Here is a 14305-nt window from a genome sequence, read left to right as displayed (position 1 = left end):
CATTCGATCAGATCTATGCGATATTCTGTGATCTGCCTGTTGTGTTTCATTCCTCTGTCTGGTTGCAGCAGCCTGGCACTGTCGACCTGGAACTGGCAGAATTCCAGACAGTATGCCAGTGCAAAGAAACCGGCAGTGGAAGTGATCGCGCTGTGGGAGCCGGCTGAAGGCAAAGGGGTGGATGGTTTACCTACACGCGGATTCGCCGGGCAGTTACTCTTTTTCCAACACAACAATACGACCCCCGTCTACGTGAAGGGGGAAGTCATGATTTACCTCTATGACGATCAGGGAGAGGGGACCGAGCAGTCCAAGCCGATCCATCAGTTTAAATTTGATTCCGGAGCCTGGCAGGTACATGCTGTGGACTCGACCCTCGGGCCAGCCTATCAACTCTTCATTCCTTACGTGCGAAAAGGGAAGGATCAGGCGGAATGTGCTTTGCGGGTCAAGTTGACTCAAACAGAGGCTCCCGAAGTATATTCCCGGATGGTTTCCGTCAAGTTGGAAGGCAAGAAGCCTCCTGCTGATACGGCTCAGCCACTGGCTCAACTGTCACCTGCTCCTCAACAGAAAGAAGATGCTGTCACGTCCGTCGAGACGCTGGCACGACGTGAGCGTGGCAAGCGACTGGAACTGGCTGCCGATCTCAAACGGAAGCCGGTATCAGTACCTGCCCAGGAACCTGTGATTCAACAGGTGAGTGCCGAGTCCCTCGCGCCGCGCGAACAACCCCCATCTGTCGATGATCGGGATCTACGGATTCGACGACTGGAAGAACAGTTGGGTCAGTTGCTCAACGAGAAAAAACAGACTCGGATTGAAGCCGCACCGGTTCAACAGGGAACTTCGCTTGAATCTCAGTCTGACACAGAATATCGGCAATACCGTCTGAGTGGGAATCGCTAAAGAGGCAGCGGGCGACAAACGGATTATTTGCTTCCCCCCGTAAATGACGATGGTATAATTAGAGAAGTGTCTGCAAGCCCCGGTTCTATCTCCCAGTTCAAGGGAATATCATGTTGAATAAATTCTTCACAAGTTCAATGATCACAGCGGGTTTTGCGTGTGCGGTCATGCTCCAGACACAAATCTGTCAGGGGCAGGTGCAGACACTTTCTACCAGTGGTGGCTCACAATCATCACGGGGGAGCACTCAATCTTTCGGGGGATCTACATCCGGTCTAGGAGGAAGTTCAGGGACAGCACAATCTCCCCTGAACAATCTGCAAACGCCGCTCTCATCTGGAATGGGAACGCCACAGAATCTGAATTCTCAGAACAGTTTCATTGGCCGCTCTGATGCCGCGCAGAATGCATTTATTGGTCGCGATAATGCCCAGTCAGCAACCGGCGGTGCTCCCGGACAAAACCGGAATTTCAATCGTGCGACGGGGGGAGGGTCGCAAAACAGCCTGAATCAGCGGAATGCAGGACAGACAGGCCCCAAGGTACCCGAATTCCGACCACAGTTAAGAGTTGCATTTACGGCACCGGCAATTCCCGTGAGTAACGTCTCCACATCAATCGGGAATTCCTTCGATCAACTGCGAACTCGAAATGACAAATTGAGTGGCGTGCAATTTCAGGTCAACACCGATCACAGTGTGACACTGCGTGGTGAGGTCGACTCAGCAGGAACTCGGAAACTGGTCGAATTCCTGGCGATGCTTGAGCCAGGGGTGCGCAAGGTCAATAACGAACTGACCGTCAAAGGTCAGAAGTAAACGGCTCTAGGTGAGTGAGGCCGTCGCTGGCGTCCCAACCGATTTCATGAGCAGTGCGAACTGTTGATCGTGGTCGCTCATCGATCCGGCACTCTCTTCAAGCTGATTCTCTGTGAAGGGAATCTTCACTACATGCCCACTGCCCGGCGCCACGTCCACAGATTCTGATTTCTGGTTCAGTAGCGACTTCAATGAGAAGACCGTATTCCCTGCAGGAGTCATCAGCTCGAGTTCATCGTTGAGCCCGAACTTGTTTTTGACATCGACAATCAGACCGTCTGCATCGCGGTCGATGATATCGCCGACAAACTGTTGCTTGCTGGCAACCGAACGACCGTGCTCGTAATTCTGCATGCTCTCTGATGCATGTCTCTGGAAGAAACCTTCCGTATAACCACGATTCGACAGGCTGTCGAGCATTTCCATCAGTTCGTAATTGAACTCCACCCCTGCTGCAGCATCGTCGATGGCTTTACGATAGACCTGTGCGGTGCGGGCTGCATAAAAGAAGGACTTGGTTCGTCCCTCAATTTTCAACGAACTGATGCCCATGTCGGTAAAGGTCTTCACATGCTGTACCGCGCGGAGATCTTTGGAGTTCATGATGTAGGTGCCATGCTCGTCTTCATAGGCGGGCATGTACTCTCCCGGTCGTTGGGGTTCTTCGAGCAGGAAGACCTGATCCACGATCGGCAGCTGTGGTTCACGTGGGGGCGGGGGATTCTTCAGCACGATGTCCCCTTCCAGTGTCTGTACGGCTTCGTTAACTTTATAGTCCCAGCGACAGGCGTTGGTGCAGTTCCCCTGGTTGGAATCGCGATGATTCATATACCCCGATAGCAGGCAGCGTCCGGAATAGGCGATACACAGTGCGCCGTGTACGAAGACTTCGAGCTCCATGTCGGGGCATTCTTCCTGGATCTCTGCCACTTCCTTGATGGACAGTTCTCGCGACAGAATGATCCGGGTCAGACCAAACTTCTGCCAGAACTTGACGGTGGCATAGTTGACTGCATTGGCCTGCACTGAAAGATGGATCGGCACATCGGGCCAGCGTTCGCGGACCATCATGATCAGTCCCGGATCCGACATGATCAACGCATCGGGCTGCATGTCGATGACCGGTTCCATATTTTTGAGATAACTGCGGACCTTGAGATTGTGCGGGGCGATGTTGCTGGCGATGTAGAATTTTTTACCCAGCTTGTGTGCTTCGGCAACCGCATCCGCCATGACATCCAGTTTATTGAATTCGTTTTCCCGCACACGGAGACTGTAACGGGGCTGTCCCGCGTAGACGGCATCGGCCCCGAAGGCGTAAGCGTACTGCATGGCTTTACGGGTTCCGGCTGGGGAAAGCAGTTCAGGTTTGGTTGCAGACATCGAACATCACACTCTCAAATAGAATATAAAAAGGAAAGTCTTCACGCAGGATAGTACTAATCCTGGGGGGCTTTCCATAGGGCCTGGGCAAATTTACTGCCTAAATCCAGATAACCTGCTGAATTATAGTGCCAACGATCCGAATAACCATATCCGTCTGTACTGGTTACCAGGGCCGCATGTCCGTCTTTTTTGACGAACGACGCCTGGGCATCGCGTACAATTTCACCATACTTCCAGACCTTTCCCTCCGGATTATCTCCGGAATCAGAAATACGTCCAATCACAACGGGCAGGTCATCTGTCAGTAGTGTTGCGCGTATTAAGTCCATCAGTCGCTTGAGGTTGGCTTCATACTGTTGGGCGATTTCCTCTGTGTAGGCAGCATCACTTTCTCCCTGCATCCAGACGATTCCAGCCGGCACTAGCGTATCCGGCTCTCCGTCCTGATCAATATCTCGTGTCTGTAAGGCCCGTCTCATGCCTGCCAGAAAGTGGTCGTACTGGTTGATTCCCTGACCTGCACCGCTTCCGCTGTTGAAATCTGGATCCCAACAACCGAATTTGCCGGCGGCGTCGATGGCGATTGATGTGCCACCACGCGAGATCTTGATCAGCGCCACCGGTTCATCGGGGGCCAGTTCCTTAATCTTGCGGGCGAAGGTCAGCTCCACACCGAATCGATCGGAGTAGGTATTCGAAGTTCCATCCGACTTGAAACCGGCTCCATGACCGGGTTTCAGAGGAGCCCAGATACCGCGGCCATCGACGGGGACGGCATCTGGTGATGGGTTCGCGTGAAAGATCATCACTCCGGAGACCTGGTCACTTAAGTCTTTCGGCAGATCTTTGACATAGCCATATCCATCCATGTTCGACTGGCCTCCCAGGAAATACACCCGGTAGGTTTTCGCAGTTGCCCGATCGATATTCAGCAACAGCAGGGATGAAAACAGTGTCAGCGCGAGACAGACAGAACGCAGCATGGGGAACCCTTTCGCAGCAACCTGGTAAATAAGGAAACCGTACGATTCTGAATCGCACGATCTTATTATACTGGTTCCGTGAGCGGATTCGACCGGTCAGTAGAAAAGAAGCCGGATGAATACCGTGAAAAGCGGCCCGGCTGGTGATGAAGGTGCTGAATTATGCGATGATTTCATCAATGGGGTGACCGAAATCCATTTCGATACGCTTATGGCCGGGCACTTCCAGCAGGCGGGCATTCAGGCCAAGCTGCTTCATCAAGGTGGCATGCACGTCGGTCACATAATGCGGTTTTTCCACGGCGTGGAAGCCGAGTTCATCGGTTGCCCCGTGTGCAACGCCCCCTTTCAGTCCACCGCCGGCCATCCAGATTGAGAATCCGTACGGATGGTGATCGCGGCCATTACTTCCCTGTGATCCGGGGGTCCGTCCGAATTCAGTGGCGAAGACGACGATCGTATCTTTGAGCAGCCCACGGCGTTTGAGGTCTTTCAGCAGACCAGCAGCAGGTTGATCAACCTGTTTGGCCAGTTTGGAGTGGCTTTTCTTAAGGTTAGAGTGTGAATCCCAGGCACCGGCGGCACCAGGCCCATGCATGATCTGAATGAAACGGACTCCCTTTTCGACGAATCGACGGGCTGCCAGGAGTTGCATGCCAAATGGTTTGGTCTCCGGGTTGTTGAGTCCATAGAGATCCTGGGTCTCTTTGGTTTCCTGATCGAAACGAATCACCTCTGGGACTGCGGTCTGCATGCGGAACGCCAGTTCGTAGGATTTCATGCGTGCCTGTAGCGTAGTATCGTTCGGATACTGTTCGGCACTGAGTTGATTCAACTGGTTGACCAGAGAAAACTCAATCTGCTGTTCCCGATGAGAAAGATCCAGTTCCGGCTTGGCATAAGGGAGTGGATTTTTCGGGTCGACTTTCAGAGGAACGGAATCATAGGCGGGGCCCAGGTAATGACCGTCGCGAACGTCAAAGAAACGCGGCCCCATGTTGATAAACTGTGGGAGGTTCTGGTTCAGAGTGCCGAGACCATAATTGACCCAGGCACCAATTGTAGGCACACGCCCGTCGAGCATGTGACGGCCGGAATGGAACTGCACCTGGGCACCGTGGTTGTCATCGGTCGTCCACATTGAACGCACGATGGAAATATCATCAACACAACCGCCGATATGGGGGAACCAGTCGCTGACTTCGATGCCGCTATCGCCATACTTTTTATGACCGACCTGCAACGGATAGATTTTATTACGCTGCTGACCATTTGCATCATTGACCACAACCACTCGGACTTTTTTCAGCTTTTCCGGGTCCTGCACGTCTTTCCAGGGAGTCTCACTGATCGATTTCCCTTCGTATTTGGTGAGCATCGGCTTGGGGTCGAAGCTCTCCATATGACTGACGCCACCCCGCATAAACAGCCAGATCACACTTTTGGCTTTGGGAGGAAAGTGTGGTTGTCCGGTCGGCGGATGATGTCCGGAGGCCTGCGCTTCTTCCTGCAGTAGAGAAGCCAGAGAGATCCCGGCCAGTCCGGACCCCAGGCTGCCCATAAAATGACGGCGGGGTAACGGGCTTTGTGTCTGATCAGAATATGATGGATGATTCATGAGGCACCTTCAGCGAATGGTGATGAAATCATTATGATTGAGTAAGGCGTGAACCAGGTTCTCGCGGGAGCGCCAGAGCGGATCTTTTTGCCCGGACGCCTTGAGCACGGATTGCATTTCCCCCAGTGCCTGCAGACAGAGTGACTGGGCCTCCGCCGTCGGTTCGACACAGAGAATCAGTTCATAGGCACGCTTGACGAATTCCTCGTCATTAGCTTCGGGAGCCTGTTTTCGTAATCGAGCTGTGATTTTACGTGCCATCTGCAAGGAAACTTTACTGTTTGCCAGAGCCAGTGCCTGCTGGGGAACAACGCTTTCCTGGCGACGGTAACAGGCAAAGATGTCAGCAGCATCAAACATACTCAGGAATTTTTCCTGGGAGTCACGAGAGTAAGTGAAGTACAGGCTGCGGCGTTTGCTGTCTGTATTTTTATTGGGATCAATAGTCGGGCCACCCAGCGTCAGATCCAGTTCTCCGGCCAGGGAGAGCAGGCTGTCACGGATGACTTCCGATTCCATGCGGACAGTATTCCGACGCCAGTAGTACGCATTGGCTGAATCGGCTTTGAGTGTCTCTGGGTCGGCGTCGCGGGTTGAACTGCTGAGTTGATAAGTCTGTGATGTGACCATCAGGCGATGCAGGTGTTTCATGCTCCAGTTGTGTTCCATGAAATCGACTGCCAGCCAGTCCAGCAGATCCTGATGCAGTGGCTGTTTGGAACGCAGGCCGAAGTCGGTTACATCTTCTACCAGTGGCTGACCGAAGTGCCTCAACCAGATGTGGTTGACGGCGACACGGGCGGTCAGCGGATTCTGGCGATCAGTGACCCAGCGGGCGAAGGCGGTGCGTCGGCCGGTGCTGGTTGTGGGGTAAGGCTGTGAACGGGAAGCTTCCGTTTCAGCTGGCCCCTCCAGTGCCTTACGCGAAGCACGAACCCGTGTGTATTTCTCACCTGGTTCCTCAATCGCTTTCCGGGCTGCCTGCAGTTTGCTGTCGGCGGTCTGAATCTCTTTGTCCAGTTTTTTCTGATCTGCAGCCTTAGTGGTCGCTTGCCGTTTTTCCTGCAGCTGAGCCAGTTTCTCTTCCGCCTGGGCCAGTTCATACTGACGGGCCGCCAGAGCGGCAGCGCGTTTCAATTCGGTCTGTTTCTCTTCGGGCAGATCAGAATATGCGGCTTTGTCCGCGGCGAATGCGGCCTCCAGCGAGGCTTTATACAGTTTTGCCGACTGCAGGGCCGCTGCTGCGGTTCTGGACCTGGCCCGCGCGACTTCCAGGCTCGGTTTGGCAGGCTGTTTACCTTGAATCATTTCTGCATCAGCTGGCAGGGGGATAATCTTGACAGAATCGAATTCTGCGGCAGCATCGAATGCCAGCAGATCGATTTTCCCGGCTTCCCGTGCCAGCGGTAGAGAATAAGCGAGTGCATGTTCGCCGTTGAGGGAGACGTTGATGAGCTGATCGCGAACTTTGATCTCCAGCTCATAGTTCTCATTCAGGCTGACTTCGCAGGCGTGGCGACCATCAGAAGGATAGATGGATTTTGCATCTTCTTTATAGCTGACCTGCAGCTTGGAACCGGGCTGGACCGCACTCAGGTAGATCATCTTTTCCCGATCTCCATGCACATCGAATGCGAGTCCAACTGACCGCCATTTATCACCACCTGTAGTTTTGAATTTGAATGTGGCCTGGAAGTCCTCGGGGTGATCCGCCCTGGATCGCAGGTAAGCGCGGCCGTAACCGGTTTTTGTCTGGATCAATTTTCCATCCTGATAGGCCCATTGTCCGGGACCGAGTTCCCAGAGTTCCGTATTGGCTTTTGCAAAATCATCGATCAGAAAGGGTTTGGAAGGAGCAGGTGATTTTGTTTGAGCAACCTGAGACCGGGCCGTCTTTTCCAGTTCCGCCAGTTGCTGTTCCGCTTTCTGATGACTGCTCTGTGCTGCAGCGATTTTTGCGTCAGCGGCTTTTAACTGGTCTTTGAGAACAAATTCCTGCAGGGCAGGATGATGTGCGGTTGCGGGGAGAGAGACCGGTGCAGGCTTATATTCTCGGAACGTGAAAATCTCCGGTGTTGCAGGCGGCATGGCCTGGCTTTTGTCAGGATCTTTTTCGTTACCCCGGACATGCACGTAGGTCTTGGCATCATTGTGGGCATCGAAGATCCGCGGGAGCCCGTCTTGCTCCAAGTCGGTGACTCCCGGAACAGGATCCAGGCGGACCTGATATGGTTCGAAGATGGCCCGCATCTGGTAATAGTCGTGATGCGTCAGAGGGTCATACTTGTGATCATGACACTTGGCGCAGTTCATGGTGAGTCCCAGAAACGCTTTCGAGGTGTGTTCCAGGGTGCTGTCCAGCCAGGTCGTGCGGTTAAACAGGTAGTAGTGTCTTGCGAGGAAACCGGTGGCCCGCAGTGCATCGCGATCGGTCGGCTTGATTTCGTCTGCCGCCAGCATGTCCTGCACCATCTCTGCGTAGCTGCTGTCGTTATTCAGCGATTCAATTATCCAGTCCCGCCAGTGCCAGATATGCTTCTGGCTGTAACGTAACTGTTTTCCCAGACCGTACCAGTCTGTATAACGCCAGATATCCATCCAGTGTCTGCCCCAGCGTTCTCCGTATTGGGGACTGGCCAGCAGGCGATCGACGGCTTTTTCATAGGCTTTGGGATTGGTGTCGTTTACGAACTGTTCGATCTCTTCCGGTGAAGGTGGCAGGCCGATCAGATCCAGATAGACACGTCTGAGTAAAATTCGCCTGGAAGCCGGAGCGACCGGGGTCAGGTTCTGTGACTGTTGTTTTTCCCCCAGGAGTGCATCAATCGGATTTGAATGATTTCCTGCAGGAAGTTTGGCTTTGACGGGAGGCTGGAAGGCCCAGTGGTCTTCCGGTCGCCCGGGTATCGTTTCAGCCGGCGACTCTGCTCCCTGCTCAATCCAGGTTTTGATGAGTTCGATCTGTTTGGCTGAGAGACGTGCACCTTCCTCAGGTGGAGGCATCTGTTCGTCCCCCTCTGCCATGATCCGGTAGAGCATCAGGCTGTCATCCGGTTTGCCGGGAACGAGGGCTGCGCCGCTGTCACCGCCATTGAGCATCAACTCGCGAGTTTCAACGCGTAGCTCAGCTTCCTGCTTGAGGGCACTGTGGCAGGAGTAGCACTTTTCGGTCAGCAGTGGTTTGATCTGTTTCAGGTAGTCAACCTTCTCTGCCGCCTCTAAGGTGGGCGTAGAGACAGTGATCAGGGTTAAAAATCCCAGAACTGAAACGATACGAACGGGTTCAGGCAATCGTATTTTCATACATTAATATGTACCAAGGAATCGGGAGGTGAGTAAGTCCTTACTTTTGATTTTTATATATTATATATATTTTTCTTTGTATATTTTATACAAAATAGAGCCAGTCGCAGTGATAATCGGCAAACACAGTGGCCCTTTCCCATCTAGCGACAACTCAGCCAGGTGGGAATATAGGTAGCAGGTCCTAAGTATCAGTCCCTAAACAGCCTTGCAGTCCGCATTCAGCACGTCTACTATTGCGGAACACTAACGGTTCTGAATTGCCGGGGATACTACACATTTCCACCGAGACAGTGCTCAAATCGGGCTCTGCTCGCAGGTTTTGGTGATCCCTGGCGGCTCAAAATGCGTTGTGCTCAAGGAAGTCTATTCGATTAATAACGGGGTCTGCGTTTCAGCGTCAGACTCCAGCACCAGTGAATAATGATAAGGGATTCGATCATGGCCGATGATTCCACGATGGGTGAGGAACTGAAACCGGGAGCCGGGCAGCACAAAGATGATGTCCCCGACCGTATTTACCTGATTTCCTACCCCAAGATTGTGTTTCTCTATCCAACCCTGATCGTCTCAATCGCAGCAGCGATTTTCATGACATTCGCCGGAGAATCAGCGTATGTGGGCGGTAAATCGGAACATACGGCTGAAGTCATGGCCCTGATCTTTCTGGGCGTCTTTGGCTTTAATCTGACAGTACTGGCGTTTGACTTTCCTCGCACCACGTCGTTGACGCTGTTCTTCCTCGGCGTGGCTCTGTTTATGGGGGCCTGGATGATCCTGCGGTTTAACCCGGAAATTGTCCCCGCACTGTCGAATTTCCTGAAAAGTCTGCGTCCCTGGGCCAATTCTCAGATGTACTGGATGTTCTCCGGAATTCTGGGGCTGATCTTTATCTGCGTGGGTATTTATGTTCGCTTTGACTATTGGGAAGTTCGTGGTAATGAACTGCTGCATCACCATGGATTCCTGAGTGACCTCGAACGATTCTCGGCTCCCAATCTGAAGATTGACAAGGAAATCAGCGATATCTTTGAATATCTCCTGCTGCGTTCCGGTCGACTGGTACTGCATCCCCGTAATGAGCCGCGGGCCATTGTGCTGGATAATGTTCCTTTCATCTCCAGTAAGGAAAAGCAGATTACCCGGATGTTGGGAGCCCTGCAGGTTCAACTGCGACAGGACAGCAATTAAGTGATTTACTGCTGAACCAGATCACACGTACGCGTGTCGATACCAGACGCGCGTGTGATTTCAAACTGATTGAAATCAGTTCATTCTCGGTTAAAATGTACGTCTTTAGAGTAAGCATCGTTCGCCCGATTAACCGGGTGACTTCAGGAGATTCTGGCAATGGGTAAAAAGGGAAAGAAGAAAGCTTCGAAAGAAGATCCTAATTCGCGTACCGTCTGCCAGAATCGTAAGGCCCGTCACAATTACGAGATACTGGATACACTCGATTGCGGGATCATGCTGGCGGGGAGCGAAGTCAAAAGCATCCGCGCGAACAAAATCTCCATCGAAGAGGCGTTTGCCCGCGTGCAGGATGGGGAAGTCTGGCTCTTTAACTGTGATATCGCGCTGTATCCGCAGGCGAACACAATGAATCATCAGACCCGGCGTCCCCGGAAGCTGCTGATGAAGAAAGCCGAGATCCGCAAATTTGCTGAGCGGTCCGAGAACTCAAGTCTGACGCTGATTCCATTGACCGTTTATTTCACCCGTGGCCTGGTGAAAGTGAAGCTGGGAATCGCCAAGGGGCGTAAACTGCACGACAAGCGAGAGAAGCTCAAGAAAGATTCCGCTCGCATGGATATTCAACGTGCGATGCGCGCCCGCAATAACTAAAAAAGCCCCGGGGTAGTTTCCCCAGGGCTTTTCTATGAGTTATTTCTTGTCTTTCCTGGCTCAGTTTTGTGCTTTGCTCGGATCGACGTAGAGCTTCAGATGAATCGTCTGACCCTTCTGAGCTGCGGAACCTGGTACAGGGACCTGCTGATAAACCTGGTAGATCAACTTGGGTTGCTCTGCAGGATCGCCTCGGTGAAACTGAGGTTTCAGGCCCATATCTTCCAGCACTTTTCTGGCGGATTTAAAGTCATGCCCGACCATATTTGGTACTTTAAAAGTGGCATGTTGAACGGGGGCGATCTGTTGCTGCGGAGCAGGTTGTTGTGTCTGGCCACCATCGGCTTGAGCAACTACTTTTCCCTGAAGCTGATAGCCTTCCAGGTCCGGGGTAAATGGACTGTTCCCGAATACTTTGGCGATGATGCCTCTGGCTTTGTTCGCTTCCACTTTTTGGAAACTGTAAACAGTGGACTGATTCCCGCCTGGGTGAATTAACTGCACAGCTCGTGGCAGATACGTATTTGGATCCAACAGGACTTTGGCTTCCTGGTAATTTGCCGCATCTGCCCGCCGACGTGGTTTGACAGCGATGACAATTTGTTGTGGTGAGTTATCTATCAGTTTTAAATAATAGCGTTGTTTGGCAGTTTTTGCAGGCATCCCGAACAGGAACGGCAGGGGGCCTTCCATGATATTGGCACCACGACGCTCCAGGGGGATCGGAAAGACTTCGTACGCTTTTTCATCTTCATCAATTTTGAAAATCCGATGTCCGTCACAGATCCATTTCTCATTTTCGCCAGGTTGTAATATGAAGGGTTTTCCTGTTTTGGGATTCACTTTACCCGGCTTGGCATTCTTACCAATTTTCATGCCGGTAATATCGATCCGGCCTTTATCTGGTTTCTCGTAATAAAATTTTCCCTCGGAGCGTTTTTCGACACAGAAAACATCGTCATACCAGATGCGAACATGCTCGCCTTCCAGTTTATTGATTTTGCCTGATTCCTTTTCCCATTTCTCCAGAATGCCTTCCAGCGCTTTGGGGAGTTCCTGGACCTGCATTACTGCGTCGGCCGGGTCGGGGCGTGGTTTTCGCTGATCGACCTGCGCCTCGAGAGACGCGGTCACAAGCAGTGTCAGCATCGCCCAGGAGAATAACGTGAGAGCACTTTGGTGTAAGACAGGTTTTGACTTCATTTGATATCCAAATCCTTCCCTGAATTGCAGGTCTGGCTTGAGGCCCGATGAGATTTCGCAATCCGTACTTGTGTAGTAGACAGGTTCATCTGAAAGGTGGGGATGGTTTAAATTGTTGGGTTTCTGAAATGGTGTGGGATTTTATCAGGATAGAGAGATCCTGACCATGTGTGTTTGTGGATCAAATTTACCAGGGGGCTTCCATAAGTTGAACAATCTGATTGGCCAGCTCATCGGTGACTCTCTGGGTGGCTGTCGCCAGGGATTGCCCGACTTCCGGTGCAAACGAAGCCTGGGAAACCAGGTTGACGACATCGGCAGTAATGGGAACCTGCTGCTGTGACAGGATTTGGCCACTTCGCATATCTTCCCAGGTGACATCCACGACAAACTCCAGATTCAGATTACGAGGATCGTCATTTTGAGTGGTCCCCAATACTGATTTATTGATTTTCCTGATGGTCCCGGTGAGCCTGGTATCTGCTTCTATGCCTTTGGCCAGTCGGAAGGGAGTTCGTGACTGAATCTTACGCTGCACGGCCTCAGTTAACTGGTACTCATACCCACGACGCAGAGTCTGATTTTCAAAAATAGGTACATACACTGTCTGTACGTCGGGCTGATACGAATTGCCGACGGTGTAGCCGCAGCCTGGCAGGTTGACTGACAGCACCAGCAGCACGAACAGGTTGACCACAAAACGTTTCATAAACTAAGTCATACAGGGTGACACAATTCTGCCAGGCAGAGAGGCTTACAGTTGGATCCGTGCCGGTTCCGGTTCTCCGTCTGACGGAATTCTTCTAATCGGTTCGTCCAGTCCATCCAGTCTCAAACGGGCCGGAGGTTCAAGTCCCGTATCCTCAGCGGGTGCCTGTTCAGCAGGTGCTTTGGACGGGGCGGGAACCGCCTTGGGTTCATCGCCGCCAAAACCGGGAATGCCCGGTAGTGAGAAGCGAGCTGGTTCTGGTTCTTTTACAGCTGACTTTTTCCCTGGTACCGCGTAATTGGCCCAGAGATGATTCGTGTTATCGCGTCCCAGTTCGGCCAGCAGATCGCGGGCCTGATTGGCAAAGGGAGACGTGGGATAATGTTCGATCAGCAGGTTACAGTAGACTGCTGCTGACTTGGGTTTGCTGCGACGCATCCAGTATTGAACGGTCTCCCACTCACGCTTCGCTTTCGCGTATTCGATTTTCTGGAGTTCCGTCTTCAGCCGTTGTTTGTCGGCGTTGGGGAACATCCGCAGTGTAGTCTCTTTCAGGTTTCCAGCATCGTCGAGCACGGTGGCATCGTAGCGGGGTCCCTGATAAGACATGAGTTTCACGTGCGTTCCCAGCATGAAGGCATCCTTCAAATGGGGACTTTTCGGATATTCTTCACGCAGCAGGCCGAATGTCCGGTCTGCATCCATGTAACGCCCCTTCTGCAGGTAATGACTGGCGGTCAGCATCAGAGCGTCATCGGCCAGAGGACCGGTAGGGTCATGCAGCCAGATAGACTTGAGGGCTTCGAGAGCACGGTTTTCGGTATCGAACACAGGGCGACTGCGGTCAAACAGGTTGGGCACCAGTGCCCAGCGGCTGCTGCGTTTTTTACCATCATCGGGCAGTTCGGGGGAGTCCGAGCCCGGTTCCTCCAGGTTAACCTGATGGACTTCACTGCCGGAAATAATCGAAGGATCCTGCAACCAGTGGCGTGCAATGGTAAACATCCGCTTGGTCGTCTGGTCGAGGTGACGTGTGGAAGGGAAATCTACCAGCAACTGATCGTAGCTGTCCTGTGCCCAGGAGTATCGCTTCCGGGCAAACTGACACTCGGCGATCATGAACTGAGCGTCTTCTCGAATGGGATCGTTTTTGAATTTCTTGACGATGGCCTTGAATTCTTTTTCAGCCTCTTTGTAATTCTTGGCTTCAAACAATTCCTGGGCTTTTTTGTATTCAGTTGCACCAACGCCAGGTTTGATGAAATTGGATTCCCGTTCTTTTTTCCACATCGCTGTCTGCAGCACGCGCTGCATGGGGCCGCGTACGTTGTCGATAGTGGGATCGTCGGTCACGCTTTTCTTAGACCAGGGTGGTTTCCATGCGGATAATCCGGTCGAACGGTCGCTGAACATGGCGCAGCCCGTGGCACTGACACAGACGCTGAGAATCAGAGCCTGAACTACAGTGCGGAATACGCGTGAAGTTTTATTAAGTCGATCATAAGTGGACATGGTCATCCGTGACTTCCAC

General features: G+C 52.4%; 11 protein-coding genes. 4 read left to right on the top strand and 7 right to left on the bottom strand.

Annotation, left to right across the window (positions count from 1 at the left end; translation table 11 throughout):
- Positions 1-15: 15 nt before the first annotated feature.
- A complete protein-coding gene (locus FYZ48_RS20620) occupies positions 16-909 on the top strand; it encodes a hypothetical protein (RefSeq protein WP_149343864.1) in 894 nt (297 codons plus the stop codon).
- Positions 910-1076: 167 nt separating this feature from the next.
- Positions 1077-1727, top strand: a complete 651-nt coding sequence (locus FYZ48_RS20615; RefSeq protein ID WP_187782138.1) for a BON domain-containing protein — start codon at positions 1077-1079, stop codon at positions 1725-1727.
- A 6-nt stretch (positions 1728-1733) separates the two neighbouring features.
- Here the strand turns inward: FYZ48_RS20615 and trhP are convergent, their stop codons facing one another.
- The 4 genes from trhP to FYZ48_RS20595 all read right to left on the bottom strand — a co-directional run bounded on the left by trhP (position 1734) and on the right by FYZ48_RS20595 (position 9005).
- Entirely contained in the window at positions 1734-3110 is a 1377-nt protein-coding gene (trhP, locus tag FYZ48_RS20610) for a prephenate-dependent tRNA uridine(34) hydroxylase TrhP (RefSeq protein ID WP_149343859.1), read from the bottom strand.
- 56 nt (positions 3111-3166) lie between these two features.
- On the bottom strand, positions 3167-4096 hold the full coding sequence (locus FYZ48_RS20605; protein WP_149343857.1) for a sialate O-acetylesterase: 930 nt from the start codon (positions 4094-4096) through the stop codon (positions 3167-3169).
- Positions 4097-4256: 160 nt separating this feature from the next.
- A complete protein-coding gene (locus tag FYZ48_RS20600) occupies positions 4257-5714 on the bottom strand; it encodes a DUF1501 domain-containing protein (RefSeq protein WP_149343855.1) in 1458 nt (485 codons plus the stop codon).
- 9 nt (positions 5715-5723) lie between these two features.
- A complete protein-coding gene (locus FYZ48_RS20595) occupies positions 5724-9005 on the bottom strand; it encodes a PSD1 and planctomycete cytochrome C domain-containing protein (RefSeq protein ID WP_198422249.1) in 3282 nt (1093 codons plus the stop codon).
- A 453-nt stretch (positions 9006-9458) separates the two neighbouring features.
- Here FYZ48_RS20595 and FYZ48_RS20590 point away from each other — a divergent pair, with 453 nt between their 5' ends.
- Both FYZ48_RS20590 and smpB read left to right on the top strand, forming a co-directional pair.
- On the top strand, positions 9459-10208 hold the full coding sequence (locus FYZ48_RS20590; RefSeq protein ID WP_149343851.1) for an FHIPEP family type III secretion protein: 750 nt from the start codon (positions 9459-9461) through the stop codon (positions 10206-10208).
- 159 nt (positions 10209-10367) lie between these two features.
- A complete protein-coding gene (smpB, locus tag FYZ48_RS20585) occupies positions 10368-10862 on the top strand; it encodes an SsrA-binding protein SmpB (protein ID WP_145043994.1) in 495 nt (164 codons plus the stop codon).
- Between the two features lie 60 nt (positions 10863-10922).
- Here smpB and FYZ48_RS20580 read toward each other — a convergent pair whose 3' ends face one another.
- The 3 genes from FYZ48_RS20580 to bamD form a co-directional block, all read right to left on the bottom strand.
- On the bottom strand, positions 10923-12065 hold the full coding sequence (locus FYZ48_RS20580; protein WP_149343849.1) for a PASTA domain-containing protein: 1143 nt from the start codon (positions 12063-12065) through the stop codon (positions 10923-10925).
- 187 nt (positions 12066-12252) lie between these two features.
- Positions 12253-12774, bottom strand: a complete 522-nt coding sequence (lptE, locus tag FYZ48_RS20575) for an LPS assembly lipoprotein LptE (RefSeq protein ID WP_149343847.1) — start codon at positions 12772-12774, stop codon at positions 12253-12255.
- A gap of 45 nt (positions 12775-12819) precedes the next feature.
- Positions 12820-14292, bottom strand: coding sequence for an outer membrane protein assembly factor BamD (gene bamD / locus FYZ48_RS20570; RefSeq protein WP_149343845.1), 1473 nt, complete (start codon positions 14290-14292; stop codon positions 12820-12822).
- Between the last annotated feature and the right edge of the window lie 13 nt (positions 14293-14305).

This window comes from Gimesia chilikensis, from assembly GCF_008329715.1.
GTDB lineage: Bacteria > Planctomycetota > Planctomycetia > Planctomycetales > Planctomycetaceae > Gimesia > Gimesia chilikensis.
The sequence above is the reverse complement of the archived record's forward strand: the minus strand, read 5'-3'. Positions and strand labels throughout refer to the sequence as shown.